We start from the raw sequence: 26,247 nt of genomic DNA, 5'->3' as shown, positions 1-26,247 counted from the left end.
CCTGCTAAATGACCAAGCTCACCTCGATGGGTGCGGCACATCACCCAACTGAGCCTGAAATGCTCAAGAGTGGGCCTGAATCCCTTTTATAGACAAAGCCCCCTTACATTTCAGGAATCAAGCCAATGACTCTCTCCTACCTCGGCCAGTCTTACACCATGCCCCAAATTGAAATCGGCAACCTAGAAACCGTTGAACGCTCTGGCCTGTATCGCGGTGTGGCCTATCGATTCACTCAGAAATCTGCTCAACGGCGTGAAACGGCACGGCTTCGCTATCGTGGCGTAGACTATCAGCGCTAATCCTTCTCTCCTGCTCCCTCCGACAATACTCTCCTCCTGTTAGCCTGATCTCAAAGATCAGGCTTTTTATTTAGTCGCTGGGGAGTTGCGATCGCAACTTGTATTCCGTGAGCCTTCACTGGCTTAGTTCAACCTGAAAAGCTACTGGCTCAAATTGCCATCCAGATATAAATGTAGAGCCTCCCAATCGCTCGACAGTCTCAATCACTACCCTTCTTCAGTTTCATAACACAGGCAGGGCATTATCCAGAGGGTGTCGCATCGGGAGTTGCTGGGAGCTGAACCTGTTGGAACAGGAAACAATAAACCAAAGGCAAATTGATGGTTATGAACAAACGCTTTATGCAATCAAGCTTTTTAATAATCGCAGCGGAGTTGGTATACAGCAGGAAACTCAATGGGTTCAATGTTCTATCCAAGAGCCATTTGTCGCTGTTGAAGATACCGAAAGGGGAATAGCGCGTGTTGAGCAAGCTCGCAGTGAGAAAGTTTGGGGATAGACTTATCGTGTCCGTTTCTTTAGGGTGAACCACGGAACACTCGATAACCTAAAACACTGTTTACCCGTTGATGGCGTCCCTCTCCAGATTTGTCGGGAACTATTACATCCAATTCTAAAAAGCGTATATTGGGCACATCGTCCCTATCTAGCGTGAGCTCATAAACTTGAAATCCGTTGCGATCTACTCTTAATGCATTGGTTGCATTGGTCTCTAGATTTACCCGTTCCGTAACTCCTAGCGCGGAATCATAGCCAGTCAACTGTATAAAGAATCGGTCACCTGTCAGAACGCGCAGATGTACTCTGACAGAAATGGAAGAGGCATCGTTAGGGTTAAATTCATACGGGATTGGACACCTCAACTTTCTATGTTCTGTTTGTGCATCATTCTGCCAGCCTGACTGAGGACTACTTAAATAGAGACCATTGGGACGACTGTCAGTATCAAAATCTTCTGCCGTTAGCGGAGTACACATAGAAGCCGGGTAGAACATTTCTGTACTGGCTTGTGCTTGTCTAGGTAAATTCGTCAGCGGCAAAATTGCACAACATATAAGTAAAGTAATTCGCTTCATAGACACTGATAAACTCCATCGTCCTGCTCGCAATCTTGTTTTGAAGATTAAGTAGGTCGAGTGTAGACACCATCTATTAACCGTCGCATTACCTCTAAGGGTGCTTTTCATTAATCGTGCGATTGCAACTCCACCCCATGACCAAGTTCACCTCAGCCTGGTCTTCGTGCTTGGGCTTTTTAGTTGGTAAGGTGAGATCGCACCTTACCGATCTGCTCAAATGATCGTCCAGATGATGATTCATCGTTGTTCCGTTCATTCGTGTTGCTTTTGTTTTACTTGGTTAAAGTGACACGAACAAATTGGCGAAATGGAAAATGAGATCGCACTCTCGACCTATCCGTTCTCTCCTTCAGCTACCCCGCTATGATTGAGCAAGCCCCCCCTTATGACTCTCCTGCTCCCAATGACTGCTGCCGATCTGCCCGCCCTGATTCATCTGCATGGCGTTGTCGAACGCCTCACCTTCCATGCTGATGACACCGGCTATACCGTCGCTCGCCTCAACGTCACCAGCGAACCCGAGCTGATTACCATTGTCGGCACCTTCGCCCATATCGAACCCGGCCAAACCCTCAAGCTGTTCGGCTTCTGGCGCGAGCATCCCAAATACGGCAGCCAATTCCAAGTCAAACACTACCAGGAAACCAAACCCGCTACCCTCACGGGCATTGAAAAGTACCTGGGCAGCGGCTTAATCAAAGGCGTTGGCCCCGTCACCGCTCGCCGCATCGTCAATCACTTTGGCCTAGAAACGCTGGATGTAATTGAACAGGATATCCAGCGACTGATTGAAGTGCCCGGCATTGCGCGCAAACGGATTGAGCTGATTCAAGCCGCCTGGATCGAACAGCAGGCCATCAAAGAGGTGATGCTGTTCCTGCAAGGTCACGGTGTCTCCACCACCTATGCCGTCAAAATCTACAAAACCTATGGCAACGATGCCATCGCTGTCGTCACTCATAACCCCTATCGCCTCGCCACCGATGTCTACGGCATTGGCTTTGTCACCGCCGATGCAATTGCCCGTAACCTGGGCATTGCCCCCAACTCCGAATTCCGCTACCGAGCGGGACTAGTCCATGTCCTGAGTGAAGCCGCTGACCAAGGCCACTGCTATCTGCCCAAAGCTGAACTGGTGCAGACAGCCATGAAGCGGCTCACGATTGAGGATCATCAGCCCCATCCCGAAGTCTTAGACCCGCTGATTGAGCAGATGGCCAGCGAGCAAGAGCTGATCCTGCATCATCATGACGAGCAAGCCTGCTGCTACAAACCCGCCTTCTACGCCGCCGAGCAACACCTGGCCCAGCAGATGCAGCTGCTCCTCTCGCACCCCGTAGCAGTCGATGTAGCCCGCGTCCAGCGCTGGATTCAGCGCGTCATTGACACCACGGGTCTGCCCCTCTCCCTGGAACAACAGCAGGCTGTGGAGATGGCCGCTAGCCAACGGGTGCTGATTTTGACCGGCGGCCCCGGCTGCGGCAAAACCTTCACCACCCGCACCATCGTCGCCCTCTGGAAAGCAATGGGAAAACGTCTACTGCTGGCGGCTCCCACCGGACGAGCCGCCCAGCGCCTGAGTGAGATGACCGGCAAAGAGGCTAAAACCATTCACCGCCTCTTGGAATTTGACCCCAGCCACCTGAGCTTTCAGCGACATGAAGCCAATCCGCTCGAAACCGATGCCGTCGTAATTGATGAAGCCTCCATGCTGGATCTATTTTTGGCCAATGCCTTGCTCAAAGCCATTCCAGCCCAGGCTCACTTACTGCTGGTAGGCGATATCGACCAGCTGCCCAGCGTTGGCCCCGGTAATGTGCTGCGCGATCTGATCGACTCCGGCTGCATTCCCGTGGTGCGACTGACGCAGGTATTTCGGCAGGCTCAGGCCAGTCAGATTGTCGTCAATGCCCACCGAATTAACCACGGCGACTTTCCTCAGCTCGAATCAGTGTCTCCCCGACCCCGTAGCGACTGCCTGTGGCTCGGAGCACCGGAACCCGAACCCGGCATCCAAGGCATGAAAGATCTAATCCAGGAGCTGATTCCGACATTAGGCTTCAATCCCGTCCGCGATGTGCAAGTCCTCTGTCCCTCCCGCCGGGGAACGATGGGTACCCGCAATCTGAATCAAGTGCTGCAAACCTGGTTGAATCCGGCTCATCCCCAAACCGCTGAGCTGAATCGCGGCAGTCAAATCCTGCGGGTGGGCGATCGGGTGTTGCAGCAGGTGAATGACTATGAGCGAGATGTCTTCAATGGCGACTTAGGCACCGTTGTCGAGATTGATGCCGAGGAGCAGGCGGTCACGGTGCAGTATGACCAGCGGTGGGTCACCTATGACGCAGCCGATTTAAATGAACTGACCTTAGCCTGGGCAGTCACCATTCATAAATCGCAAGGCAGCGAATATCCAGTAGTAATTCTGCCGCTGTTTACGCAGCACTACCTGATGCTGACCCGTAACTTGCTCTATACCGGACTCACCCGCGCCAAGCAATTAGCCATCATTGTGGGCCCCAAGAAAGCGGTTGCGATTTCAGTCGGACAGGTGCGCGATCGCCAGCGATATACGCTGCTAGACTGGCGCATCAAAGCTACATTTCCGAGTATCAGTTGTGATAATCTGTGATGTCCTAAAAAATGACAACAACGGCATCCAGACTGGCAGCGCTGAGTGATTTCCTGCATGAGTTGAGACTAGCTAGAGTGCTGCAAATGCGCAGAAAAGCCCTCTACCGTTAAAAGTTTAGGAAATATCAATAACCGAGTTGGATGCCGTTAGTTGGATGTGAAACAGATTCAATCGGAAATCGATACTGACCTCCTTTAATTAAGCAATTGAATTGTTCCTTGAACAAGGAGTTTTTTAGCTCCTTGCTAATAGACTACCCCGTTGATGCTGGGGATTCCGCAGAGTGGATACCAAAGTTTACGATCCCGGATGCAGGCAGATGGTTCATCTTACCTTGAGCAGGTAATGCGATCGCAGAGGTGGGCCATTCTAAGAGGGGGGGGATGCCCAACTGTTGCGTACTTATTCGTGTTCTCTTTATAGCAACTTATTAAAGTAACACGAATAAGTACGCAAACACGAACCTGGCTCTTTGTAGCACTCAACAATAAAAAGTGCCCACCACGTGGAATCAGCATGGTTGATATATCTGGGTTAATGGCACTGAAATCTGTTGCTTGAAAACGTAGTGTAATTTTTAGTGTAATTATCAACTAGCATTAACTACTGCCAATAATCGGGTTCTGTTATGCATATCCAAATTCATCATTCGTCTTGATCCATACATCAACGAGGATCGAAGACGGCAAGCAGTTGGGAACCTGCTGAAAGCGCTGTAGATACTCCGCTACCTCACCGCGGCTTTCAGGTTCTCATAAGGTTGGAGATTAAGCCATGCTGAACAGGGAAGATGGCTGAGCAATATATCGTTTGCCGCAAAATCGCATGGTGCGCCAGTTGGGAGTCTTCAGCGGCTGAATTTGGAACTAATAGTGCTTTGTTGTAGTGGGAACACCGTGATAGGTGCTAGGAAGTTTTTGCTAGCGATAATGATGGACAAGATTCGGATGCGTTGTAGTAAACTTGGCCTCGATGCGTAAGTTGTAGGGTGGGACTCTTGTGCTGGTGATGAGTTTAGTGTCTTGCTGGGAGTGAGAGCACACTACTGAATCACATGGAGCACACACTTGCGCAAACGTAATTGCTCCTAACTCCATCATCTAATTAGACTGACGAACAACACTGTTGCTGTATGCCAACCTCTCCCTCTCTGTTTCCTGAAGAAGAAAACTACGCTGCCTTTTTGAGTGACCTGAAGACGCGCATCCGTCAGGCGCAGATTAAAGCCGCGCTGGCTGTCAATCGCGAGCTTGTGTTACTTTACTGGCACATTGGTCAGGATATCCTCCAACGACAGCAACAACAGAGTTGGGGGAGCAAAGTCATTGACCGTCTGGCCAAGGATCTGAAGCGAGAGTTTCCCGATATGAAAGGATTCTCCCCTCGCAACCTGAAATATATGCGGGCATTTGCTGAAGCGTATCCGGACGAACAAATTATGCAACAGCTTGTTGCACAAATTCCCTGGGGGCACAATGTTCGTCTGCTCGATCAGGTCAAAGACCCGCAGGCGCGATTGTGGTATGTTCAGCAAACGCTCCAAAATGGCTGGAGCCGCAATATTTTGGAGATGCAGATCGAGACGGGACTGTATGAGCGCCAAGGCGAAGCCATTACCAATTTTGAGCGAACTTTGCCACCTGAGCGCTCCGACCTCAGCCGCCAGATCCTAAGAGACCCCTACAATTTTTCGTTCTTAACTTTGGATGCAGCTGCTCAAGAACGGGACTTGGAGCGTGCTTTAGTTGAGCGGATACGTGATTTCTTGCTAGAGCTGGGTGTTGGGTTTGCATTTGTCGGCAGTCAGTATCGTCTTGATGTGGAGGGTGACGAGTATTTCATTGACTTGTTGCTCTATCATCTGAAGCTGCACTGCTATGTCGTAATTGACCTGAAGATGACAGAATTTAAACCCGAATATGCTGGCAAGATGAACTTCTATGTCACTGCAGTGAACCGATTACTGCGAGACGAACGTGATGATTCCACGATTGGAATTGTTCTCTGTCGCTCAAAAAAACGCACGGTGGTAGAGTTTGCGCTGGAAACGGTTCAAAATCCCATTGGTGTTTCGACCTACAAACTACGGGAAGAACTACCACCCACATTGCGAGATCGGCTTCCTTCAGCAGAACAGTTGGAAGTGGAATTGGAGACAGCCATTCAAGAAATTGAAGCTCAGATTTCTACTAATACGACTGAGACCATTGATTGAGCCTGTTTAGTCCAATCCGTTTACCCGTATGGTTGATAAGGACACTAAGATGCTGTTCCAACTCTGATATTTTGCCGTACTATTGGGACATCTATTTGGATGAGCGTACCTATTATTCCGGAATAATAAGCGAGTCTCGACGACAAAAATATGAATAAAAATCAGATCCGAGTCGCTTTGATGAGTAACGCTGGAGGGTCAGGTAAAACCACTCTTGCGGTCAATGTTGGCTACGAACTTTTGTTGGCAGGTTTCTCGGTCTGCCTATTTGGACTTGACCCCAACGCATCACTGAAGGCATTTGTTGGTTTGGGGGGCGAGAATCCAGGCCCAGATGAAAAAATTGACTGCATTCTCGAAGATGACTTTAACGGAAATTGGCCCCTCTATAACTGCTGGCAAAAAGATAGGATGCAAGTTCTGCTGGGAGATGAGTCCTTGAGTGAGCTGATTGAACGGCTTTCGACGGCTGATCGAAAAACGGAAATCTTAAAGGATCGGTTGGAAGATTATCCCCTTCCCCATGATTATCTGATCTTTGACTGCCCTGGAACGATCGATCTAGCCCATAAAATGGCACTTACGGCTGCCAACTTCGTTGTCATTCCCATTCAACCCGACTCCAAAGACATGATGAGCGCGGCAACATTGCTAGCTTGGGTGATGGAAAAGTCCGATAAACTTAGGCTTCGTCCGGCTCCAAGAATTCTGGGTGTTGTTCCGAATCGAGTCCAGGATCGAGCGTTACATCGAGATAATTTAGGTCTGACTGAGAAGCCTGCTGAGGATGGCTTTCCTACCTTACCGGCTTTGTTAAGCCAGATTGGAGTGCATTGCTTTAACTACATCAAGGATTCTGCTGAAGTAAGCAATGCCGCGGCTGCTGGGCTGCCCCTGCGGGCCCATCGACCCAGCCATAAAGCAAATCAGAACTTCAAAGAAATTGCCCAAGCCCTTATGGCTGTGCGGTAGAGCGTATAGGTAAGACAATGGCACAAAAACGTCAGGCAACTCAGCAGCCAATTTTGCAAAAGTTTCAACAGGTCGGGGTTGCCCAGATGGGGCAGCTTCAGCAGCGTGATGAAGAGATCGCTCAGCTTCGACAGCAGCTTGAAGATCTGCAAAACGCTCCTTCCTCTGCAGGCGGAGTTCCACATTATCCCATTCAGGATTTTGTTCCCCTCCGGCTGGGCGATGGGTTAACTCAGCCGCGTAAATATTTTGATCCGGCTGCACTCGAAAAGCTACAACGATCCATTGCCAAGGTGGGTGTCAGAGAACCGTTGCTGGTGCGACGTGGAGCGGACGGTAAGCTTGAAATCGTCTCGGGTGAAAGCCGCTGGCGATGTGGTAAAACCTTGAAGTTAGAGACATTACCCGCGATTGAAAGTGACCTCAATGATGAACAGGCACTTGAAATTGCGCTGATCTCTAACCTGATTCGCGAGAACCTAAATCTTGTTGAAGAGACAGATAGTATCATTGCGCTAATCGGCCTTAAGTTTAAGCTAGACACCGAAAGCCTGTCTCAGGCTCTGATTCGCATTAAGAATCTGCGCCGCGCTCGTCGTCTGGATGATGAACAAGTTGTCGAGGAAATGAGTGACTATTATTCCGGAATAATAACCCTGGATGTTCTCTCACAACTGGATCGAATCTTTGCTCAGTTTGGTCTGACGCTGGAAAGTTTCGTGACCAATCGACTGATTGCTGTGCAAAAGATGCCTGGGCAGTTGTTAGATGCTGTTCGAGAAGGGCGAGTCGCTTTTTCTAAAGCAGATGTGATTCGTCGCTCTAATTTGCCATTAGACGTTCAGGCTGACTTGCTGCGAGAAGCCGAGGCAGGTCTGGCTAAACGTGCGCTAATAGAGCGTGTTAAAGAGCTAAAGCAGGCTAACTTTGATGATAGTTGTGGCGCTGATATGGATCCCCCACAGCAATTTCGTCGATCTGCTCAACAGCTTTATAGTAAGAATGCATGGAATCGTATTCAAGCAGATTCAAAGCTGAAGAAGAAGTTTCAACGCTTGCAGGCATTAGCGAATGAACTCATTGAGGCGCTGCAGGAACAGGACTAGTCAGCTAGAACTCTTGCCCATCGGGCAGATTGATGACGCCAGTTGTTGGTTGCGTTGGTTGTCCTGTGCTGTAGCTATCAACCTCTTCGTCCTCTGGCGGCATGGGCAGTAACCGATCTGCCTCCTGAAGCCGGATACGAATTTGTTCCTCCATATTGAGATCAGGTCTGCGGTTCTGCGCTCGTCGAATCATGCGATCGCGGATGGTCTCCCACAGCCCTTCGCACTCTTTCTTGAGCTGGATGTCGGTTTTAGGAATTGGCATCCGGTCGTAGTGGATTGGCCACTGGTTGTAAGCCGGATTGATGTAGAGGCATTCCCCGACTCCAAATCGCATGACCTCATCTGGTGTGATGAGCTTCTTGGTACGGATCTGCTCCGATACAGAGCGATTGCGTCCCCAATCATCTCCTCGGCTGCGACTATAGGAACGGGTTCGGTAGGTAACTTCTGTTTCCCCCATCTCATCGCTGTATCGTTGGGCAGTTTGAACATCTCCTGGATTAAACCAGAAGCGGGTACTACAGGCTGATAAGAGTGCCTTGGCTTGCTCTTGCCCATAGGTTTCAACAATCTGCGGAAAGGACTGGAAGCCAAAGATGCCCGTGAAGCCCTTAGAGCGATGTTGATTGGGCCAGCTTGGAGCTTGAGGCATGTAGATAGTCGGAAACTCATCCGCACTGAAAATCAACGGAGCCTGGCGCTGTATGGAACAATTCAGATTCACGACCACATTGATGATGGCAGCTAACAGCGGATTAATCACATCTTGCCGGAAAATGTCAGACTGGAAGACCAAGATTTCCCGACGTTCGAGGATGGCTGAAACGTTGGTACTGCCCAGCAGCGATCGCAAGAGATCGGGTGACATAAATCGAGTCAGGACATCGCTGGCGGTAGCGAGAATACCTGAAGCGGTTTTCTCGCTGGCTCCCGTGCTCATAAACTGAGCAAAATTGACTTGAACAAAGTAAGGCAGCCGTTCTTCTTTGGCTGCATAAGATAGTCGCTTGACCAAGTTGGGCAACTGCACGACGCAGAACGCCATCGCTAAATCTGGATACTGAGTAGACTTAGCAAACTGAAGCAAGGCTTGAATCAGGCGTTGCCCCGCAGGCCCAAAGAACGCATCCGCTTTACCGCCCCCACGAGTCAGATTGCGATGAAACACTTCGGCTAGTACCCCAGCGGTTGTGCTGTCGTTGGCATCTTTTACGAAATCCAACGGATTGATGATGCAGCTATAGGGCCTTCCCGGTGCAAAGACCTGGACATTGTACTGATACCGAGCGGCCAAAGTGGCCAGATAGCTGAGCTGTCCTCCTTTGCCATATTCATCCGCTTTGTAGTCGTAGAGCAGAATGGGATGGCCTTGCTCCACCGCCGAAGCAACCATTGGATCAATCACTGAAAATGTCTTGCCCGATCCGGCCTTGCCGATGACCACTGAACTACGATTTGCCTCTGGAACATAGACTGTCGATGGTTGTCCAGTAATAGTTGTTGCTAGCCCTGCCATCCAGCCATTGTGTAACCAGTTGGGTGGTGAACCACACCAAAGTACGACGTCATCTGCATCATCATTTTTGAGCTGTCGGTAGGCTGTGTTGCTCGCTTTCAATTTGTCTCCTCGTCCCGCAAACCGTCCAGACGTGAGATGAGTCTTACGAGGAGTCAGCGCAATCAGAATATAAACCCCAATCACCAGCCCCATCATCAGCAGTCCTCGAGGCGACCAGAGGATATCGGTAATCACCTGCCACGCTTCGATCAAGGGCTCGGTAAACGCATTAGCCAATAGCATCAAATTAGATCCTCGACTTCTACCTGACTATTTAAGGGTTGAGACTCTGGCACCTCGTCAGCCGCGCCCTCAATATTGGCCTCAATACCAAGTTCTGCCAAAGATGTCAGAACCGCCATATCGATCTGGAGCTGATTGGCTGCGGTTCTCAGTGGCAGGCCATTGCGAGCCATTGTAATCGCCTGCCGCACTGCAAAGACAATCGGATCATCGGATGGCGTATAGTTCTCTTCAATAGCAACGGTCAATCCCTGCTCAATATCCTCTAGGGTGGCTTCACCTGCCTCAGTGCGGACTACGTTGGAGCGAATAGTTTCTGCATTGAGGGCTTGCATCTCTCTAACCTCTACAGCTGGTGCGATCGCAATGCCGCTCGATTCATGTTGCTCAGGAAAGCGATCTGAACTTCGGTAGAGGTCAAACAGATACGTGTAGGTCTTGCCCGTCGCATCTACGGTCGTTACGACTAGGTTGGGAATGGCCGCAGTATACGTTCCATCGATGTGGAGAGCCTGAATCGGGCGCAGAATGATTGTGCGAGCAGCTCCACTATCGATTGGAGCGTTGGTGTCATAGACAATCCGAGATAGGTCGCTGAGCTGTATGTAAGTGATCACCTCGCCCGTGCTAGAGAAGTCAATCACACTGTTGCGACCGGGATAGAGCATCACTGGCGAAGCATAATTCCTGGCTCGTTCTTGCGACACAACGCTGGTGGCTGGGATGGCTTCGTTCGGATTGGGTATGGGGATATCCGGTAGAGAACTCAATTGCTGAGCTTGAGCTTTGCTACCAGCCGCTGTCAAAACGATGCCGCTTAGGAGCAGCCAGGGAATGAATTGAAAGGCACGCATTATCGAATCACCTCCAGCAGTCCATTCGCAAAAATTGAAACCTCTTGTCCTTCTGGAACAAATAGGTAGGGAGAGGATGACGTTTGGTTTTGCCCCTCAATGCGGTTTATCACCCGCTCACTCACTGGTGTGAAAAAGCCGTCTAACGCAGCGGCGACCACGTTATCATCCTGACCACTCGTGACAGTTGTGCTTGTACTGGTTGTCGTATTCCCTCCAGCTTCTGAGGTGGCGGTGGTAACGGCATCGGGCGCGTTCAATACCGCCCCGATATTGCCCAGTGCCGATAGTGTACCGACTAGCAGATCCTCCCTAAAATCACGGCTACCATCGTCATCTTTGACCTGTGCCACAAGGGGTCTATTATCCTCCCCGCGAACCATCAGTACGCCTGGCTCAACAGTTTCCTGTCTGACTTGATTCTCGGCATCTCGATATACAACCGCTACCACCTGCTGCCGTAAAATGTTGGCGTCTAAAAATCTCCGTGAGCTGAGTAATCAGTACTGTGCCTGCTTCAAGGGCAACTTGACCGTTAATATCCATCAGTGGTTCTGATAACTCAATCGCAAACCGCCCTTGAGCAGACAGTTCTCCGCCAGCATAAACTACCGGAACGATAACCTCTCCTGTCGTTGAAGTCCCGATGGCCACTTGATGACGGCGAGTGACTTCTGTCCTTCCTGTACCACCTTCCTCCGCTGCTGTGATCGGACGCTGCTGAATAATGCCTTGTGCTCCCGGTGTTAAGGAGGAAACTAGCACATCTCGATTAGGGTTTTGTTGCTGCTGGCTGGCCATTTGGAGGGCGGACGTGTTCTCTCTAGTGTCTCCATCGATTGGTAATGGAATCGGGGCATCGCCTATCGTATCTGTTGGAAGTGATAAGGATGCGGATTGTTGATCAGCCTCTGATCTGTTTAGTGTTGCCTGAGTCCAATTTGCTTCTGATGCGTCGATTGCAGGTTCCGATTCCAGAGCCACTTCCGCGCCCGCTGCTCCAGCGGTCGATAGTCGTGTCCATTGCTCCAGTGGATCGACCGTGTCTTCGGATGGCCGTGACGAGATTGGGGTTGGTGATGCTGCCACTGGTTCTCTAGGCGGAGAAGCAATAGGCCGAGCGGGTGCTGGTATGGGTGCGGGTGTTGGTTGCGATCGCACAACTCGTGTTGGTGTCGTAGGAGGTGGCTCAGATGTCTCCGTCGAGGATTCCTCTGCCTCTGGTGTGGGCTGTTGCGGTGTTTCTGCTAGCCGTTGCCGAGGTTGCGATCGCTCCTGCTCAACTAGGGCCAGCTCTGCCCGCATCTGGTCATCAGCGCCATAGCTAGCAGCGGATTCTGACGGGAGGGGGCGTTCATTGCCCTGCTCTTGAGCCTGTTGGCTGTTTCCAGTAAAAAAGCCGGAGAATATCCAAATCACAATTACGATCACGCCCAACGCACTCGTAACTAATCCCAATCTGGAGAGGGGTGAGTTTTCCACGCCCCGCTCCCTAGCTGTGCTGGGGCCATCAATCAGTTCATCTGTTGTGACAAGTTCATCATCATAATCGGTGTCTACTCCGGCAAACTGAGCCCGCTCCTCATAGGAAATATCGTCCTCTGTGCTGCCGTTTTGCTGGTGTTCGGCTTGTGCCGTTGCAGGTTCAACCGGAGCCGTTTCGATCCGACTGCCAGTGAATTCGGTCTCCTCGTTTGCTAAAGAGGACAGATTGGGGGTTTGATCATGTTGCTCCATCTAATCCACCTCCAGAGGTTCAACTTTGACAATGACTAGGCCGTTGGCCAGCAGGTCATACATCTGCTTGCGCCAAGCCAAGGGTTCTAGGTCATCAAACACCGGCTCGACGGGCGGAATAGCCTGCATCGTGATGGTTCGATTCATCGGAATCTCTGCGACCTCCTGATTTCGGTCACGCTCAATACGCGTTGCCACAATATCTACTTCCCAAAGCCCCTCACCGACCTGGCGAGGATCAGAGACTGCAAAGAAGCGTACAGACGATTTGATGCGTCCCTGCAGGACGCCGGGAGAGATTTTCTCAGTACCCATCAGCCGCAGAAATTCCTGTCGGAACCCTTTATCCATGAGGTATGACGCTAGATAAACTTCTGTGGGAATCTTTTGCGTAGTACCTTCAATGGCATAGCCCTGATCCTCAGCATTAGAGCCTGGAATCTGGTTATCCCACTCAAATGTGAGCTGCATCCAGCGCACTGCCGTGTTCTTAATCACTTCCGCCTCACGATGAGTAACATTAAATTCCGTTGCTTTGGCCGTGGTGCCATCTGATTGCTGCACATAGATACTGTCTCGTTGTGCCAGTGCTCGATTGTTGAAGAGCAAGAAGAGATTGGCAAAGACGCTGACGAGTAGACCGATGCCCAGTATGCCCATGACGATGATGAGCGAATTTTCGCTTTTGATCGGCAGATATACCGGCTGCTCTGGTGCCGAGATATCGGTGCCATTCATCTCCGTTTCTTCCCCTTCCGCCTGCATGGTGGTGAATTGGGAATCATCCTGCTGGTTGCGAACCAATCCTTTTAACTGCTGCATCATTTTGATTTGAGAACTGCAAATTTTGCGGCGGTCGAAAGCCCCCCTGTAACGGTGCTAGCAATGCTGTTGGCCCGACGACTAATTGCTGAGAACAAGGACGTGGCACTCCAGGTAGCCAGTGCGGTGACTAGACCGGGTGCAAAGATTGAGATAAAGAGCAGAAACCCTAGATTTTGGGAAACTTCTAGTGCTCCACCCTGCGTATTGGCTAACACTGCCGCGACAATGCCAACGAGCAGGTTGTAGCCAATCTGAAGACCAATCAGGCCGACGAAGCCTGAGAGCCAGGCCCAGATGGGCCGACCAGCGACAGGCAAAATAGAAAGTGCCAGCGCGATCGGAGCGAGTACCGCTGCAATCAGTAAGGCCGCTTCCACGATGTTGACAAAGGCCCACTGAAGTCCGTACAAGATTGTCTGGATAATCGGTAGCAACCGATCCTGCAGCACGCTAGCAAAAGCCCCGCTGAAGTCTCCTTGAAGTGTGCCGGTGCCAACCTCAACTAAATCACCGATGGCAGAGATGCCGGTTCGGTTAATCGCCGATTCGGCAAACGCTTCCAGCGGACCGAAACTAATATTGCCGTTTTGGGCTTCTAAAGCTTGATAGATGGCTTGCACCTCTTCCGCCTTACTGTCCCAACACTCCAGAAAAGGATCACCCGTTAATCCCTCACATTCGCTATAAACCTGCTTGATGCGCTGAACTCCTAGGTTATTCAGTCCAAACTGGGTGATGGCATCCTGAAGGGTATATCCCACAATTTGCTGGGAGAGAAGTCCAGTTGTCAGGCGATAACCTACGGCCCGGAGCACTAAAACTGACTCCGATAAAAGTCTGCCGTTGTTGCCCAGAAACAGCAGCACCACTAGCGGAAAGGTAAAAAGTTCGACCACTGTACCGAGATAGCGCGATTTCATAATCTCGTTGCCGAAGCGAACGAACATATACAGGAAGCAGAGCGCCAGGATACCCCGAGAAAACTGCACAATGGTTTGCCAGAACGGGGAATCGGCTCGGATCAGATCAATCCAGGTTTCATTCCAGGACGCGATCTGTGTCCTCGCTTAATTGGAGTGCTCCCTGAATGACATCGGCGGCAGCTTCCGATCCCTGCTGAGCCAGGATCAGAGCGTGGGTTAGCTCACTCATGGGTTACACTCCTCCTGGATTGATGCCCACTCCTGGCATGATGATCTGACCGCCCTGGACAATGCTTCTGGAGTAAGCCGCTGCCGTTTCCCGGCGGTCTTGAATCCGGTCGCCTTGTAGCTCTCTAACTGCATCGACGAGCATCTTATTTCTTAGTGCATCATCCCGTGCTCGGAGCTGGTGTCCCACGCTGTCGAGGGTGCTGGTTTGCTGCTGCGCTGCCAGTTGTGCACTCAGATTTCGCAGAATGTTCTGAGAAACATCCTGTTCTTCAGAGTCAGTGGCTAACTCTTGAGAGGTCTTGAGCGCGACCTTGGCGGCTTCGGCATTCTCTCGAAGCTTTTGCTGCCCAGCCTGGGTGAGAGCTGTCTGATCAGCCACTTCATCAGTCATCTGTCGGTCGAATTGAGTAACGAGGTCGCGCTTGATGACTGGAGATCCGCTGCCGCCGGTTTTGGTGGCTGCGACCTCTTCAAATGCGGAGGGTTGAGCATTTTCAATTTCCTGCTCAATCTGTTTGGGGTCGGGTAAACCCAGTGCGCCAGTGGAAATTTCGATGGTATTGCTGTTCTTCTTCACACTGCCAGAATTGGCAAGACCGCCGAGGGGATCTTCAACCATATCGAGCAGGTCGAGGTTGAGTAGGTCAAATAATCGGTTGATATCAAAAATGGACGTAATCGTTTGTTCTAGCGAGGCAAAAGCATCCTGTACTGCTCCCACGGCGTCAAGCGTATCTTTTACCTCGCCAATCGTGCCGTTTTCGTCCAGGAGGTCGCCCGTCGTCTCCTCAATGGTGCTCCCAATGTTGCTGAGCTGATCCTGAATAGCGGTATCCACATCGCGAGTCACAGTTTCAATATCCGCCGCTGCCTCTTCTATGTCATTCAATTCTCCATCCCCGGTATCGATATCCTCTAAGTCAAGGTCATTGACTGGGCTATCGGCGTTGGGATTAAAGGGAGGTGTAGCCTGGGCATAGACGGCCTTTCCCATGCTGGCGCTCAGGAGTAAAGCTGCCGTCAGCGTCACAGTGAGTTGTTGATATCGATGTCGAATCATACTGTCCTCGTCTTTACTAAATTGCTCACGTTGCCCATATCTGGATCTACAGCTTGAGTGCGACGCCGGGCTTGCGGTGATGCTTGAATGTCCTCAAAACTGATCACCCCGCGCATGGCTTGAACATACTGACCCGTAAAGTCTTTTAGCCCCTCTAGATAGCCGCGAGTAGTTGGTGGATAGAAGGCCATCACCCGGCTGCGGGCGAGCTGTTCGGCTTCGCTATTTGCCAGGGCCGCCAGCATCAGTGGGTTGGCGTAGTACCGGGTTCGCCAGAAGCGCCCTTGCTCTTCTATCAGCCAACGAGTAAATAAATCGGCTTTGCTACCCTTAAAGCGTTCGGTGGCGTTGTATTTGATGACATTGGCGGGATAGTCTAATGCCTGCATATAGGCGTTACAGCCTGCATGGGTAGTTTTGCCAGTAATGGTGATGCTGATATTGGCTAAAATCTTGGCTGAAGCACTACACTCGACGATCGCATCTAGGTCTTGCGCTAAAATCACCGCGCTGATTCCTTCCTTTCGCCCGGTGGCAAAGGTTTCCCCCACGATGTCAGCAAAGCCTCGTTTACTCAGCAAGACCGACAGCTCATCTCCGACAAACAGGGAACGGTTATGAGCCAAAGCATTGCGCAGTGCTGCCATTGTGTGCGGAGAGCGCCATGATGTAGGAATTACTTTCGTTGGTTAGCCCCGACAGCGCGTAAAACGTGATCAGGGGCTCTGGATTTACCGAACTGGGTCGTCCAATGGCATCACCGATATTTGGATCAACTAGCTTGGCTCCTACCTGGGCCACAATCTGGTTAATTGCTTGTGCGTCTATGTCTTCATAGCTTTTGAGGTCAAGCTGCTCTCGTGAGCAAAACTTCAAAAAATCATGAAGCGTGGGCATCTTCTGCCAGGCATCCGACTGCCAGCCTTGCTCGATCGCCTCGTTGTAGCGTTCGGTAATTTCAGGATCAGAAAAAAAGACATCTAGCGTCCGCAGAACGATGCTGTTGACCCGCTCTAGCAACTGCTGGTCATTAATCTGTCCCATTGCGATCGCAACAATGGCCTGCCGCACAAAATCCTTCCACCGCTTGAACCGTTGTAGCTGGTCATCCGGCTGCTAGATTAAGCAAATTGGGTGGCTCCAGCAGATTGAGTCGTTCGTGCAGGATATCGACATAGGCTCCGTACTTGCCGAGGGATTGCACAGCCGTCTGAAAAGTTGAGTCACCGCCGCTACTGAGGTCAATCCCGACGACCGGAATATTTTGAGCCAGGGCATCTTCGATAAACCGCCAGCCAAGTACAGACTTACCCGAGCCGGTAGTGCCCGTGATCAGCACCCGCCCCGTGCCGCTGAACAGATCCACATAGAGCGGCTTTCCCCCTTCTTCGGTCAGAAACTCCACGCCCCGCTGTTGGATGTTTTTAGGACAGGTTAGCGGTAGGAAGCCAGCGACGGTTTCAGTATCTAGAACAACGCGTCGCTCAGAAAAGGCGTTGTAGCGCGTCAGCAGCGGAAATGTATTAATCGGTAGGGTCTCTAACCACACCCGCCAGCAGACATCATTTTCAACGACGGCTTCGGCGGCTCCAAATGAGTTACAGAGCTGTGCGATCGCTTCATCACAAGCCCGCTCCGTTTTCCGCCAGACAATGAATGTACAGGCTACCAGCAGGGGGCGTTGTCCCTCATAAATTTTTATTAGAGCTTGCTCTGCCTGCTGTCGCTGGAGACTGGCCGATACGTCTTGACCTGTTCCGTACACGGCTGCTCGTTGAGCCTCAAAATAGCTTTGGCGGTTCATTTTCTCCAGCTCATCCTGGGTAGACCAGGCTTCTTTGTGAGTGACCTCTACCACGCATTCGGTGTCCCGAATCCAAGCTTGAGAGAGTCGATCCCAAATCCATTTGAGCTGCTGCCGGGTATTGCGCCATAGCTCTGGAGGAGCTTCAATGACGGCGACCTTTCCGACCAGACCATTAACGTACACGTAGCCGTGTTGTCGCTTATGCTTGGGGCAGGAAGACTGACCGCGATCGCCTTGTAGCAGTAGTGTTACCAGGTCTTTTTGACCGGAAGGTGGAATCCGCTGCCGAATGCCATCGTCGGTAGACTGCACTCGAATGTACTGAGTCAGCTGAGGAGCCTTACGCTGATTGAAGCGGTACCAGAGCCATTCCCAAAGTTCCTGGGCATCCATCGGTTCAATATTGAGCCGAGCTTTGGTTTCTAAAATATTGCGCCAGTTGATATAGCCGCTGTCGTGAATCTGGCGAATAAGCTTCAGATAAAATCGCTGAAAGTGGATGGCTTCTGTACCTGCAATCTTGCGAACACGCTGATCAATCAGTTTTTTGGCCTGGAGAACTGCTTTGCCGATAGCGTCTGTTCCCTGTTCGTTGGCGTGGGCCGTAGACCAGGTGGCCCATACCGTTTGTGACCAAACCTGCCGTGCCCCCTTTTCAGTTAGCTCTTGGGTGCGGACTTCCTCATCCAGCAGCATGACGGCAACTGAGGGCATCTGGGTGAGTCCGCGAGAGAGTACGCAGCTCCGATTTACGGGTTTTAATAGACGACCGGCAGTCAGTATGGAACCGTAGACGTTCCCCCTCTAGAATTTCCGACATTCCTTGCTGAATCGATGCGATCGCATCTTCAACTTCTGAGCGATACAGCTGGGGGTGTAAGCCCTGTAACTTGAACGGAATTTCTGCTGACCATTGATCCTTGCCTGCATCATAGAGCAGGAGACAAGCAAACTTGTGCCCACTCAATTCCACCTCCACGATGGAGTGTAGGTGAGTCAGATCTTGGAAGGAAGCAAACTGCTTTTCACCCGCTTGGGTCTCTCGCTTAATTTTTTTGTCTCGTTTTAGAAAATTGCGAAATTTTTGCCACATGACTGCATCTTCGTGAGCACGAAAAAATAGGGTTTCACCGTTTGTCCCAGTCCCGACCGGGAGGCTGTGCCCAGCTTTTGATGAACTGATAGGTTTTGCGTCCGGTGAGGAGCCACCAGGTGCCATTCAGCCAGAACCAAATCAGTAACCAGGCCATAAAGGAGACAGCTAGAAGCATCTTGAACAGAAAGAAGCTCATGCCACCAATGGCGACCCAGGGCAACAATTGTTCAGCGGGAATCGGGCCAATTCGGGCTCGTTCCCCTAGCAACTTGTTGACGCGGATCGGATCTCTGTCTACGTCGAGAGTCATGATTCAAATGCAAGTTAACAGAACGTTTCTATCCACCAGCACTGGCTCCGCCGCCGCCAATAATCAGGGTGGAAATCACCTCAACACCGATAACGAACGCTATCCCAATTGCGAGCAGGTTGGCGATTGGTTGCCAGTCTCCGCCTCGCGTTGCCTGGGTAAAGACAATCACCACGCCAATCAGGAAGGCTAGAACAATCAGGATTCGGAAAATATTGAAGATCGTTGTGATGGTTTCTGGAGAAATTGAGGTGCCGCCAGTGTTGTTGATGGCATCATTGACTGACTGCTCTAGGTTGTTGAACATTTGGGCCAAGACGGGGTCAGCTGACCCCATCCCAACTAGGGCGGAAATGGCAATCACAATGCTGGCCAGATGCCAGCCTTGAATTGGCAAACCCAGACCCGCAACGGACTGAGCACTGCGGTTGATTAGTCCAAATGCCGATTCGCAATCGTGCCGATCATAATTGCGGTCATCAAGACTGCCGGACTGGCGAACACCATATAGCCTGTAATAGCTGCCAGTGTGGCAATTAGTCTGACTTCATTACGATGTAGACTAACTATTTTCCAGAGCAGTTGAAATCGGATCACGTTTAGGCTTGCGTTGGTTGCGTTTAACGAAGGTCATTCGGGTACCTCTTAACCGCGTCTTGTTTTGAACTGTGTTGAAAAAGTCTGTTCCCTACAATTCCAGCTCTCGTTGCCGGGATGGTTGAGGCTGAACTCCCAAAATGATGCCTTGAGAGTCTGCTTCAGGTGATGGCTCCCAGTTTGGAGTTCAGTACGCGGTTCACGTTGGTTGAGCAGCTCGTTGCTGTGTTGATTGGGCACGTTGTTGTGGGCCACGAAGACGTTGTTCTCCCGGCTAATTGTGGCGTTGAAGACAATATCGTCACTGATTGGCGTCACGCCCCGTTACCTCCTGCCTGCTGTCAGGCTGTCGTTTAATGTTGAAGCGATAGCGGAAGCCAGAGACTCGACTGCTCCAGTCGATTTGGCCGTGATCGCTCTCAAACTCGCCAGATGCCAGAGATTGCAGGGCGCTGACAATTTGCTGCCCCTGTTTTATTGTATCTGGCTGTATGCCTCAACGGATTGAGGCAATTGGGTGATCGTTTCGGCCTGTTCGGGCTGTAATTCGTTAATTTGACCTTCCCAGTTGCTATCGACGGGCTTAACGGCTTCAAAGACGGTGCCGTAGTCGGCATCGGTAATCGTAAGTCGAGCATCTTGCTGTTGAAACCCTTCCCTGGTCAGCGTAACCACGCCCGCAGAGCTGATGAAGGTGCTGGGTTCGGTCTCGCCTCTAAATTGAGTCCTCGCCTGGATGAACTGCTCCAGTGATTGGGCGATATCAGCCCCCTGAGCGAGTGTGGGTTCTGGCATCTGAGTGATCTCGGCCACCGCTTCTTCTAGCGTGCCGAGACGCTTATCCAATTGAGCAATGGCTTTATCCATCTGGTCGAGTTGTTTGCCTGTGGGGGCAGTCGGATCCAGTTCGATCGGTTCTGCTGCTTCGAACTCAACCCCGAGCTGCTTTCCGATACGTCATCAACCGCGCATTCGCGAGATTGAGGCTTTGTGCGGCGGGCGAATCAGCAACATCAATGCTAGGAGTGTTCTCTGGCGATTTGATCGCCGATTGGTTCTCTCTCGCTGAGAGCGGTTTATACTGGTGGGCTTGTTTAACCAGGGTATTTTCCAGAGCCGTAGTTGCGATCGCCAATTTCTTCTAGCTTCTTGACCTGTTCGATAGCGTGTTTACCTTCGGCTTTGGCTCTAGCCTGCGCAATTTGCTCCGGGAAAAAGCTTCGCCTATCTCAACGGCAGCACCAGCGGTTGCGATAGCACCGCCGATAAACGTCAGGCCATCGACCTCATCGGAGTCCCGCATCATGTGCTGACCCATTGAGTTCAGGCTGACGAGCCGATCGCTGCCGCTGCTGCGATCCCGCCTGAGCTTCAGAGCTTTCCTGCATGATCTCCTGCATGGTCAGTCGGCGCTGCCGTTGCCGACTTTGTAGCAGCTTCTGATCCGGCTGTTGATTTGGCTTTGGTGATTGAGCTTGAGAGGAAGGCTGCTGATCGGGCCATCTGTCTCTACCGAATTTGCCGTGAATAACGCCGTCCGAGTTGGCTGCCAGCCAAGTAGACACCATCTTTGGCAAAACTCCAGCCCCAATCATTCATCTGGGTTTCGATGCCCTGCTGCGATAGGATTTCGATAATGTCATCGGGTGATGTGGTTTGTGCGATCTCGGCAGCATCAAGGGCAGATTGGAGCTCGGCGTCTGATACTGGGTTCAGGAGGGTTCCGACGGGGATGATCTGCTGCGTGGTAGTGGGCGCTTGCTCAGCTGCGACCCGATGTATTTTGCCGCGCGTCTCGCCTAATGGCGGCTTCACTGGCTGGTCTAACTGAGTCGAGCTGGTAGCTAGCCTCTAGATGTCTCAGTACCCGATCGACTTTGCGATAATCCCAAGCGGTCGAATAAGTCTGTCCCAGTTCACCAACTCGGTTGATGACTAGATGTAGGTGAGATCGAGGGTGACCGTCTGGAAAGGTCGCATCGTGATGGAGCCATCCCACGGCTTGCCGATCGGCCAATCCCATTTCCCCCTAAAAAGTCTTCAGTGAGACGGTACCAATCCCCGTCGCAAAGCTCATCCTTTGGGCTAGGAGAAATCGAGATGTGATAGCAAGGTTTTTCAACACGGACTCCCTGCTGGGCTGTGGATGCCATCGCCTGCGCAATCCAGTTAGCGTCATTGGTGACGGCGGCTCCAAAGTTGGCATAGACTTGCTGAGAACCAGCCCGACAAATGTATCGGGTTGTCTTCTGAAAATCGTTGCTTGTTGTAACGTTACCAATCATGGTTCAGTTGATTTACGTTTTTCATGAGCCTCTGATCCAGGAGAGGATTGCAAAGCCTTTTCGACTGTAGAGGCTCCAGTGCTCCATCAACAGCCGATTGAATTTCGTCTGGATCAACTTGCCGTCGGTAGCTGAGCGACTTGAGTCGCAATAGCCGGGCTGTAATCCGTCTGATCAGTACGATGAGTTGATGAAGTTCCTTTGCTTTCAGGCCCAATACTCTCAACATGCGAGATACGTTAGTGCCGATTGCACTGGCACTGGATCGAATGGTTGCCTTTTCGTTCCGGCGTGACCCGAACCGGAATCCGATTGTTTCGCTTAACCACAGCATGGAATTGATCCAACTGTTTCGAAGCTAAGACGAAAGCGATTGGATTCCCATTTATCTAAAGTTGTAAAAAAGTGTGTGCCTTAAGCCCATTGCTTGACCGTTCTCGAAAGGGTCTCGGGCACTACGCAAACCTCTTTTTTGCGGACATGTTTGGTCATAGGAGGACACGTTGGGGCATCAAAAATCGCATAACGGCAAGTTTGGTCATGAAGGGGCGCAATTTTGAGATATTCTGCCGCACTTTTAGTCCTATATCTTCCAAAAACTGTTTATTTTTGGTCTTAATCGGCCATAAAAGGCCATCAGCGGATACGATTTATCGAAAAAAGGCCACAGTTGATCTCTAACGATTAGGTGTAAAAAAGCACCGATTCTGTGATACTTACCCATTGATGGATTTATCGAATATTGTAAGCTTGCATAGGATAGGGGCGATGACGTAAGCAAGTGAGATTCACATGGCAGCAAAGCTTACGATCTCTAGCGACCAAGGTTCCTCCGCCAGCAAGACGCTTTATCAGGTCAATAATGGGCGGACTGGGGTGATTGTGATGGAACCAGCAGACCCCTGGCTCTGCCTCAATCCAGCATCGATATCTACAAGGCCAGCCGAGGAGCTTTGAATAATGCCTGGCCTGAGAATGATGCCTGGTTGTCATTTAAGAAGACAGCGGACGACTGCATTGTTCTAGGACACTTAGCCAAGCAGTTTCACGGTACGCCAAAACTGACGCAACTGAAGTTCGAACAGGGCGCAGCAAAGTTGATGGCCGTTATTGGGGCCATTATTCAAAGAAGGTCTGGAATCGAGAAATTGAAGTGGCTGTCTCTACGCTGTTGCCCTTTGGAGAGTATACGAATCGCGAACAGTTGAAGGAGAAATTTAAAAAAGAGGCCAAAAATTATTATTTTCGGAATCAAAAAATAAATGTCTACACAGATGAATTTAAGTGCCTGCCCAGAAGGCGCTGGATTTATTAGCAGGCTATGCCAGAAAGCATGGTGAAAACTGGTTTGCTCAGCGAAAGATTGTAGTTCTGATGTGTGGCCATCGAAATACCAGTTTGCTGGTGTTTGATAAGGGTAGCCTCACCCCATGAAAGCCAAACGACTAGCCTAGGCTTTATCAGGTTGGTTGAGAGTGTGATGCAACGCTCTTCACTTGATAATGCTGAATTGCTCACCCAGGCCATTTTTCCGGGATGGGATCTGAGCGTTACGTTCGGATGATCCCAACTTGAGAATTTTATTGAAATCCTTTCATCCGGAGAACTTTGAGCGGGAATCTAAAGCATTGGTTGATGTCATTGAAAATGCTAGAGAGCGAGCACTGGGCGTTGCTCACGGAACTGGTTGGAAGCAGTGCGTACACTAGGCAATTAGATGAAATGAATTATCGCTGGCGGAGGGGCTTACTATCTCAAAAACAGACTTGACCAACTGTTTGCATGGGCTGAGCCTGCGTGGAATGCTGACGAGCGCTCTGAGGAACTGAGACAGTTGCTGTCTCACCACCCCGATAGTGAGTCTCTATTGGTCAGATTTCGTGATGTTTATGCCCTGCATTTCGCGATGTATCAAGAAGCGATTGCTGTTCATAAATAGGCGTATGAATGATGAGCCAGACCAGAAAAGATGACAGGCTAAGAATCCAAGTTTCCTCGAATCCGTGCTCAAGAAGGTACTGCAATGGCTTATGTCATTGAATATCTTAGAAAGCGTCCTACTGAACCCAAATTCTTGTTACAGGAATTTCTATATCACTCGTTTTTTGTTCGGGCTTTGAATTCGCTCATTCAATCAAAGGGTGAGCTGGATAAAAAAGAACATTTGGTTCAGGAAGGCTGGAAAAGTATTTGGCATCACTGGGGAACGATTGAATCTCTTGGGGGCCCATTCCCCGCCGCTCTGCGGCGTATAATCTAAGAATGAGTGAGTACATCCACAAGAGTCATAACGTAACAGTTTTGCTATACCGACTTAGTGTTTCCAGCAAAGTATCGACGGGTTGTGTTTGATGAGCAAGTAGATGCGGTTCTGCGAGAGGTCTGCCTCGAAATCGAGAAACGCTACGAGGTGAAGTTTGTCGAAATTGGAGTGGACAAAGACCATGTCCATTTTCTAGTGCAGTCCGTGCCGACCTATAGTGTGACCAAACTTGGTAACGATGCTGAAAAGTTTAACTGCACGAGAAGTCTTCAAACGATGCCCTCAAGTGAAGCAGAAACTTTGGGGAGGCGAGTTTTTGGAGTGATGGATATTTTGCCGAGTACAGTAGGCCGCCACAGGGGATGAAGGAATGATCGCCAAATATGCTCAAGCCCAAGGCAAAGATTACCTCAAATTGCATCGGGATAATCAACTTGCTCTTTTTTGATTCTGATACCCCGTCCGCTTGCGGCGGGGTATTTCAGTTCGATTTGTGCAGCCTGTGGCATCCTCTCCACAGGACGTGGTGAGCCGCTTAGGAGGAACGCCTCAAGCCGTCAAAACCCATGACAGCCATGGAAATGATTCATTGGCGGGGCTGAAGATTAGTGATTTTGCCTCTGTTGGGGAGGCCAGTTCTAATGGTCACGGCAACGGGTTTGAAACAGTAGAAGAGGCTGCCATCGGTGAGCTCGGTGACAAGCGATCGAGAGCGAATGAACGGCATTTCAGGCATGTTTGGAGCCTGAAATTTGGTTGGAAGCCGAGGTATCTCGACCAGTCCAAGTCAAGATTCGATTAGAACCGTTAATTTATCGTCGGCGGACAAGAAAGGCGGCGTCGGCGAAAACGGCAATTTGCCAAGCTCTTTGTCAGTATTTGCTTAGACGCAGAAACAAGAGGGAAAGATAGCTTCATGTTAATTGGAAGCGGGATGCCCGAATAAGACGATGTTGGGCGAATGTATCGGGATCAGGTGGAGACTCAAACTATTACGATCTCCGCGACGATCCGGCGAAGCGCTCAAATCCTGATGTCATCTACGAAACTGCGGTTGCTCAGCCATAAGGATGTAGTGGTTAACCTACCGTCTAATATCATCGATGTCTTTCAGGCATGGTTGGAAGATCTCAGCGCGGGCGGTAAAGCTTTAAAAGCAGCGTCTTTGCAAAGGCAGAGTACGACTGCTCAAAATCTTTGTCAGTGATGGTTGCTGGGAGAGTATTCGCCAGCTTCAGAAAAGCGTTGAAATGCTGGGCAACTCAATTCCGCATATTTTAGTGCTGAATGAGGGGCGCGTCAGCGCGGCTGACTTTTCTTATCTGGAAGAGGAGGATATCTACCAGCACATCAAATCATCGCCCAATTTAATCGGGGTCTTTACATTTCCAGCGATGGAGCCGGGAACCCGCTACACCATCGATAAAAGCGGCCTGGGACTTCGAGGAGCACTGGAGCAAAGCGATCTCAACAGTAAATTCCTTGTAGCCCCCGCCAGAGGATTCGGTACGTTCATCCGGTAATATTAGCGCAACGTTTGACGCCATTGAAGCAGCGGCAACCAACTCGTTCGAATCAGCAAAAGGATTGGCGTACGCCAACCTCATCTAAGAAAAAGTCTTCTTCGAATGGACAAGGAAACGGTAAGTCGGGCGGAAAGAAGCAGCGTACCGAACCGGCTGGAGCTGGGGCGCAGTAGATAAATGGCAGCTGATACCACAACTATTTTAGAAGAGCTGCTGGGGCAGGTTGACGATAAGAGCTGAGGCCCAGATTCGGCGCATTGTCAGTGCTTTTGGTATTGATGAAAATGATGCTTTGTTTCTGCTACTGCTTTCAAATTCCAGCGTGCAGGTGTTGCTAGAGCAGGCTCCGAATCATTTTCGGCAAACCTTTGAATATGCACATCAAAAGGTGCTTGACTCCATCGATCAGTATGAGCAGGCAGCCCGTCGAGGAGTTGAACGGCAGGGTGTCTGAGTCCGTTAAGGAACTGATGCAGAAGGTTGGTGCGCGTAAGGCGCAGGTGACGCTCAAATCGCTGATTGGCGCAGGAATAATCGCGGCGCTGGGGCTAGTTGGTTTGGGGTTATTCAGTGGCTGGAGTTATGCACAGTGGCGACAGGCGCCAGGTCGCTATGGCTC

31 protein-coding genes and 1 pseudogene are annotated in these 26,247 nt (G+C 50.7%); 12 read left to right on the top strand and 20 right to left on the bottom strand.

The window, feature by feature from the left end:
- Positions 1-125 precede the first annotated feature (125 nt).
- A complete protein-coding gene (locus AC286M_RS36525) occupies positions 126-302 on the top strand; it encodes a DUF4278 domain-containing protein (protein ID WP_488202718.1) in 177 nt (58 codons plus the stop codon).
- A 287-nt stretch (positions 303-589) separates the two neighbouring features.
- Entirely contained in the window at positions 590-802 is a 213-nt protein-coding gene (locus AC286M_RS36520; RefSeq protein ID WP_488202719.1) for a hypothetical protein, read from the top strand.
- 19 nt (positions 803-821) lie between these two features.
- Here AC286M_RS36520 and AC286M_RS36515 read toward each other — a convergent pair whose 3' ends face one another.
- Positions 822-1,379 carry a hypothetical protein gene (locus tag AC286M_RS36515; protein ID WP_488202720.1) on the bottom strand — a complete coding sequence of 186 codons (558 nt, stop codon included), beginning with the start codon at positions 1,377-1,379 and terminating at the stop codon, positions 822-824.
- A 388-nt stretch (positions 1,380-1,767) separates the two neighbouring features.
- Here AC286M_RS36515 and recD2 point away from each other — a divergent pair, with 388 nt between their 5' ends.
- From recD2 to AC286M_RS36495, 4 genes are all read left to right on the top strand, one after another.
- Positions 1,768-4,014 (top strand): SF1B family DNA helicase RecD2, encoded by a 2,247-nt coding sequence (recD2, locus tag AC286M_RS36510; RefSeq protein WP_488202722.1) that lies wholly within the window; start codon positions 1,768-1,770, stop codon positions 4,012-4,014.
- A 1,135-nt stretch (positions 4,015-5,149) separates the two neighbouring features.
- The gene (locus AC286M_RS36505) at positions 5,150-6,232 is read left to right on the top strand and encodes a PDDEXK nuclease domain-containing protein (protein ID WP_488202723.1); all 1,083 of its coding nucleotides are present in this window, start codon (positions 5,150-5,152) and stop codon (positions 6,230-6,232) included.
- 150 nt (positions 6,233-6,382) lie between these two features.
- Complete coding sequence (locus AC286M_RS36500) at positions 6,383-7,204, top strand: ParA family protein (protein ID WP_488202724.1); 822 nt, start codon at positions 6,383-6,385, stop codon at positions 7,202-7,204.
- 17 nt (positions 7,205-7,221) lie between these two features.
- The gene (locus tag AC286M_RS36495; protein ID WP_488202725.1) at positions 7,222-8,310 is read left to right on the top strand and encodes a ParB/RepB/Spo0J family partition protein; all 1,089 of its coding nucleotides are present in this window, start codon (positions 7,222-7,224) and stop codon (positions 8,308-8,310) included.
- Positions 8,311-8,314: 4 nt separating this feature from the next.
- On the opposite strand, the gene AC286M_RS36490 is transcribed toward AC286M_RS36495, so the two are convergent.
- From AC286M_RS36490 to AC286M_RS36400, 19 genes are all read right to left on the bottom strand, one after another.
- Positions 8,315-10,114 carry a type IV secretory system conjugative DNA transfer family protein gene (locus tag AC286M_RS36490; RefSeq protein ID WP_488202726.1) on the bottom strand — a complete coding sequence of 600 codons (1,800 nt, stop codon included), beginning with the start codon at positions 10,112-10,114 and terminating at the stop codon, positions 8,315-8,317.
- Positions 10,114-10,968 (bottom strand): hypothetical protein, encoded by an 855-nt coding sequence (locus AC286M_RS36485; protein ID WP_488202727.1) that lies wholly within the window; start codon positions 10,966-10,968, stop codon positions 10,114-10,116. The genes AC286M_RS36490 and AC286M_RS36485 overlap by 1 nt, the downstream gene beginning before the upstream one ends.
- A complete protein-coding gene (locus AC286M_RS36480; protein ID WP_488209095.1) occupies positions 10,968-11,321 on the bottom strand; it encodes a hypothetical protein in 354 nt (117 codons plus the stop codon). The genes AC286M_RS36485 and AC286M_RS36480 overlap by 1 nt, the downstream gene beginning before the upstream one ends.
- Positions 11,322-11,364: 43 nt before the next feature.
- Complete coding sequence (locus tag AC286M_RS36475; protein ID WP_488209094.1) at positions 11,365-12,705, bottom strand: hypothetical protein; 1,341 nt, start codon at positions 12,703-12,705, stop codon at positions 11,365-11,367.
- Entirely contained in the window at positions 12,706-13,530 is an 825-nt protein-coding gene (locus AC286M_RS36470) for a hypothetical protein (protein WP_488202729.1), read from the bottom strand. It abuts the gene before it with no gap.
- Positions 13,527-14,519 (bottom strand): hypothetical protein, encoded by a 993-nt coding sequence (locus AC286M_RS36465; RefSeq protein ID WP_488209093.1) that lies wholly within the window; start codon positions 14,517-14,519, stop codon positions 13,527-13,529. The genes AC286M_RS36470 and AC286M_RS36465 overlap by 4 nt, the downstream gene beginning before the upstream one ends.
- A gap of 166 nt (positions 14,520-14,685) precedes the next feature.
- Positions 14,686-15,744 (bottom strand): hypothetical protein, encoded by a 1,059-nt coding sequence (locus AC286M_RS36460; protein ID WP_488202731.1) that lies wholly within the window; start codon positions 15,742-15,744, stop codon positions 14,686-14,688.
- Positions 15,741-16,391, bottom strand: a complete 651-nt coding sequence (locus AC286M_RS36455; RefSeq protein WP_488209092.1) for a hypothetical protein — start codon at positions 16,389-16,391, stop codon at positions 15,741-15,743. The genes AC286M_RS36460 and AC286M_RS36455 overlap by 4 nt, the downstream gene beginning before the upstream one ends.
- Positions 16,360-16,815 carry a hypothetical protein gene (locus AC286M_RS36450; protein ID WP_488209091.1) on the bottom strand — a complete coding sequence of 152 codons (456 nt, stop codon included), beginning with the start codon at positions 16,813-16,815 and terminating at the stop codon, positions 16,360-16,362. The genes AC286M_RS36455 and AC286M_RS36450 overlap by 32 nt, the downstream gene beginning before the upstream one ends.
- Before the next feature lie 34 nt (positions 16,816-16,849).
- Positions 16,850-18,265, bottom strand: a complete 1,416-nt coding sequence (locus tag AC286M_RS36445) for a putative type IV secretion/conjugal transfer ATPase (RefSeq protein WP_488209090.1) — start codon at positions 18,263-18,265, stop codon at positions 16,850-16,852.
- On the bottom strand, positions 18,234-18,644 hold the full coding sequence (locus AC286M_RS36440; RefSeq protein WP_488209089.1) for a hypothetical protein: 411 nt from the start codon (positions 18,642-18,644) through the stop codon (positions 18,234-18,236). Before AC286M_RS36440 ends, AC286M_RS36445 begins: the two co-directional genes overlap by 32 nt.
- A 34-nt stretch (positions 18,645-18,678) precedes the next feature.
- The gene (locus AC286M_RS36435) at positions 18,679-18,957 is read right to left on the bottom strand and encodes a hypothetical protein (RefSeq protein ID WP_488209088.1); all 279 of its coding nucleotides are present in this window, start codon (positions 18,955-18,957) and stop codon (positions 18,679-18,681) included.
- Positions 18,958-18,985: 28 nt separating this feature from the next.
- Entirely contained in the window at positions 18,986-19,354 is a 369-nt protein-coding gene (locus tag AC286M_RS36430) for a hypothetical protein (protein WP_488209087.1), read from the bottom strand.
- A 248-nt stretch (positions 19,355-19,602) separates the two neighbouring features.
- Positions 19,603-19,872, bottom strand: coding sequence for a hypothetical protein (locus tag AC286M_RS36425; protein ID WP_488209086.1), 270 nt, complete (start codon positions 19,870-19,872; stop codon positions 19,603-19,605).
- Positions 19,873-20,028: 156 nt separating this feature from the next.
- Complete coding sequence (locus AC286M_RS36420; RefSeq protein WP_488209085.1) at positions 20,029-20,421, bottom strand: hypothetical protein; 393 nt, start codon at positions 20,419-20,421, stop codon at positions 20,029-20,031.
- A gap of 419 nt (positions 20,422-20,840) precedes the next feature.
- The gene (locus tag AC286M_RS36415) at positions 20,841-21,122 is read right to left on the bottom strand and encodes a hypothetical protein (RefSeq protein ID WP_488209084.1); all 282 of its coding nucleotides are present in this window, start codon (positions 21,120-21,122) and stop codon (positions 20,841-20,843) included.
- A complete protein-coding gene (locus tag AC286M_RS36410; protein ID WP_488209083.1) occupies positions 21,064-21,369 on the bottom strand; it encodes a hypothetical protein in 306 nt (101 codons plus the stop codon). The genes AC286M_RS36415 and AC286M_RS36410 overlap by 59 nt, the downstream gene beginning before the upstream one ends.
- Positions 21,317-21,577, bottom strand: a complete 261-nt coding sequence (locus tag AC286M_RS36405) for a relaxase/mobilization nuclease domain-containing protein (RefSeq protein WP_488209082.1) — start codon at positions 21,575-21,577, stop codon at positions 21,317-21,319. Before AC286M_RS36405 ends, AC286M_RS36410 begins: the two co-directional genes overlap by 53 nt.
- The gene (locus AC286M_RS36400; protein ID WP_488209081.1) at positions 21,471-21,839 is read right to left on the bottom strand and encodes a relaxase/mobilization nuclease domain-containing protein; all 369 of its coding nucleotides are present in this window, start codon (positions 21,837-21,839) and stop codon (positions 21,471-21,473) included. The genes AC286M_RS36405 and AC286M_RS36400 overlap by 107 nt, the downstream gene beginning before the upstream one ends.
- A 792-nt stretch (positions 21,840-22,631) precedes the next feature.
- Here AC286M_RS36400 and AC286M_RS36395 point away from each other — a divergent pair.
- From AC286M_RS36395 to AC286M_RS36370, 6 genes and pseudogenes are all read left to right on the top strand, one after another.
- Positions 22,632-22,796 carry a hypothetical protein gene (locus AC286M_RS36395; RefSeq protein ID WP_488209080.1) on the top strand — a complete coding sequence of 55 codons (165 nt, stop codon included), beginning with the start codon at positions 22,632-22,634 and terminating at the stop codon, positions 22,794-22,796.
- 1,066 nt (positions 22,797-23,862) lie between these two features.
- Complete coding sequence (locus tag AC286M_RS36390) at positions 23,863-24,099, top strand: hypothetical protein (protein WP_488209079.1); 237 nt, start codon at positions 23,863-23,865, stop codon at positions 24,097-24,099.
- Positions 24,100-24,101: 2 nt separating this feature from the next.
- A pseudogene (tnpA, locus tag AC286M_RS36385) lies at positions 24,102-24,550 on the top strand (IS200/IS605 family transposase).
- A 54-nt stretch (positions 24,551-24,604) separates the two neighbouring features.
- A complete protein-coding gene (locus tag AC286M_RS36380; protein ID WP_488209078.1) occupies positions 24,605-24,904 on the top strand; it encodes a hypothetical protein in 300 nt (99 codons plus the stop codon).
- Positions 24,905-25,352: 448 nt separating this feature from the next.
- A complete protein-coding gene (locus AC286M_RS36375) occupies positions 25,353-25,625 on the top strand; it encodes a hypothetical protein (protein WP_488209077.1) in 273 nt (90 codons plus the stop codon).
- A gap of 226 nt (positions 25,626-25,851) precedes the next feature.
- Positions 25,852-26,082, top strand: a complete 231-nt coding sequence (locus AC286M_RS36370; RefSeq protein WP_488209076.1) for a DUF6753 family protein — start codon at positions 25,852-25,854, stop codon at positions 26,080-26,082.
- Positions 26,083-26,247 lie beyond the last annotated feature (165 nt).

Source organism: Thainema salinarum CENA647, assembly GCF_057732415.1.
The sequence above is the reverse complement of the archived record's forward strand: the minus strand, read 5'-3'. Positions and strand labels throughout refer to the sequence as shown.

What these genes read in the sequence shown, in the direction of transcription:
- AC286M_RS36525 (WP_488202718.1), top strand. Translation starts at nt 126, where the DNA reads ATGACTCTCTCCTACCTCGGCCAGTCTTACACCATGCCCCAAATTGAA.
- AC286M_RS36515 (WP_488202720.1), bottom strand. Translation starts at nt 1,379, where the DNA reads ATGAAGCGAATTACTTTACTTATATGTTGTGCAATTTTGCCGCTGACG.
- recD2 (WP_488202722.1), top strand. Translation starts at nt 1,768, where the DNA reads ATGACTCTCCTGCTCCCAATGACTGCTGCCGATCTGCCCGCCCTGATT.
- AC286M_RS36505 (WP_488202723.1), top strand. Translation starts at nt 5,150, where the DNA reads ATGCCAACCTCTCCCTCTCTGTTTCCTGAAGAAGAAAACTACGCTGCC.
- AC286M_RS36500 (WP_488202724.1), top strand. Translation starts at nt 6,383, where the DNA reads ATGAATAAAAATCAGATCCGAGTCGCTTTGATGAGTAACGCTGGAGGG.
- AC286M_RS36495 (WP_488202725.1), top strand. Translation starts at nt 7,222, where the DNA reads ATGGCACAAAAACGTCAGGCAACTCAGCAGCCAATTTTGCAAAAGTTT.
- AC286M_RS36490 (WP_488202726.1), bottom strand. Translation starts at nt 10,114, where the DNA reads ATGCTATTGGCTAATGCGTTTACCGAGCCCTTGATCGAAGCGTGGCAG.
- AC286M_RS36485 (WP_488202727.1), bottom strand. Translation starts at nt 10,968, where the DNA reads ATGCGTGCCTTTCAATTCATTCCCTGGCTGCTCCTAAGCGGCATCGTT.
- AC286M_RS36475 (WP_488209094.1), bottom strand. Translation starts at nt 12,705, where the DNA reads ATGGAGCAACATGATCAAACCCCCAATCTGTCCTCTTTAGCAAACGAG.
- AC286M_RS36470 (WP_488202729.1), bottom strand. Translation starts at nt 13,530, where the DNA reads ATGATGCAGCAGTTAAAAGGATTGGTTCGCAACCAGCAGGATGATTCC.
- AC286M_RS36460 (WP_488202731.1), bottom strand. Translation starts at nt 15,744, where the DNA reads ATGATTCGACATCGATATCAACAACTCACTGTGACGCTGACGGCAGCT.
- AC286M_RS36455 (WP_488209092.1), bottom strand. Translation starts at nt 16,391, where the DNA reads ATGGCAGCACTGCGCAATGCTTTGGCTCATAACCGTTCCCTGTTTGTC.
- AC286M_RS36445 (WP_488209090.1), bottom strand. Translation starts at nt 18,265, where the DNA reads ATGCCCTCAGTTGCCGTCATGCTGCTGGATGAGGAAGTCCGCACCCAA.
- AC286M_RS36440 (WP_488209089.1), bottom strand. Translation starts at nt 18,644, where the DNA reads ATGTGGCAAAAATTTCGCAATTTTCTAAAACGAGACAAAAAAATTAAG.
- AC286M_RS36435 (WP_488209088.1), bottom strand. Translation starts at nt 18,957, where the DNA reads ATGACTCTCGACGTAGACAGAGATCCGATCCGCGTCAACAAGTTGCTA.
- AC286M_RS36420 (WP_488209085.1), bottom strand. Translation starts at nt 20,421, where the DNA reads ATGGATAAAGCCATTGCTCAATTGGATAAGCGTCTCGGCACGCTAGAA.
- AC286M_RS36415 (WP_488209084.1), bottom strand. Translation starts at nt 21,122, where the DNA reads ATGGTGTCTACTTGGCTGGCAGCCAACTCGGACGGCGTTATTCACGGC.
- AC286M_RS36405 (WP_488209082.1), bottom strand. Translation starts at nt 21,577, where the DNA reads ATGGGATTGGCCGATCGGCAAGCCGTGGGATGGCTCCATCACGATGCG.
- AC286M_RS36400 (WP_488209081.1), bottom strand. Translation starts at nt 21,839, where the DNA reads ATGATTGGTAACGTTACAACAAGCAACGATTTTCAGAAGACAACCCGA.
- AC286M_RS36395 (WP_488209080.1), top strand. Translation starts at nt 22,632, where the DNA reads ATGGCAGCAAAGCTTACGATCTCTAGCGACCAAGGTTCCTCCGCCAGC.
- AC286M_RS36390 (WP_488209079.1), top strand. Translation starts at nt 23,863, where the DNA reads ATGGCTTATGTCATTGAATATCTTAGAAAGCGTCCTACTGAACCCAAA.
- AC286M_RS36375 (WP_488209077.1), top strand. Translation starts at nt 25,353, where the DNA reads ATGCTGGGCAACTCAATTCCGCATATTTTAGTGCTGAATGAGGGGCGC.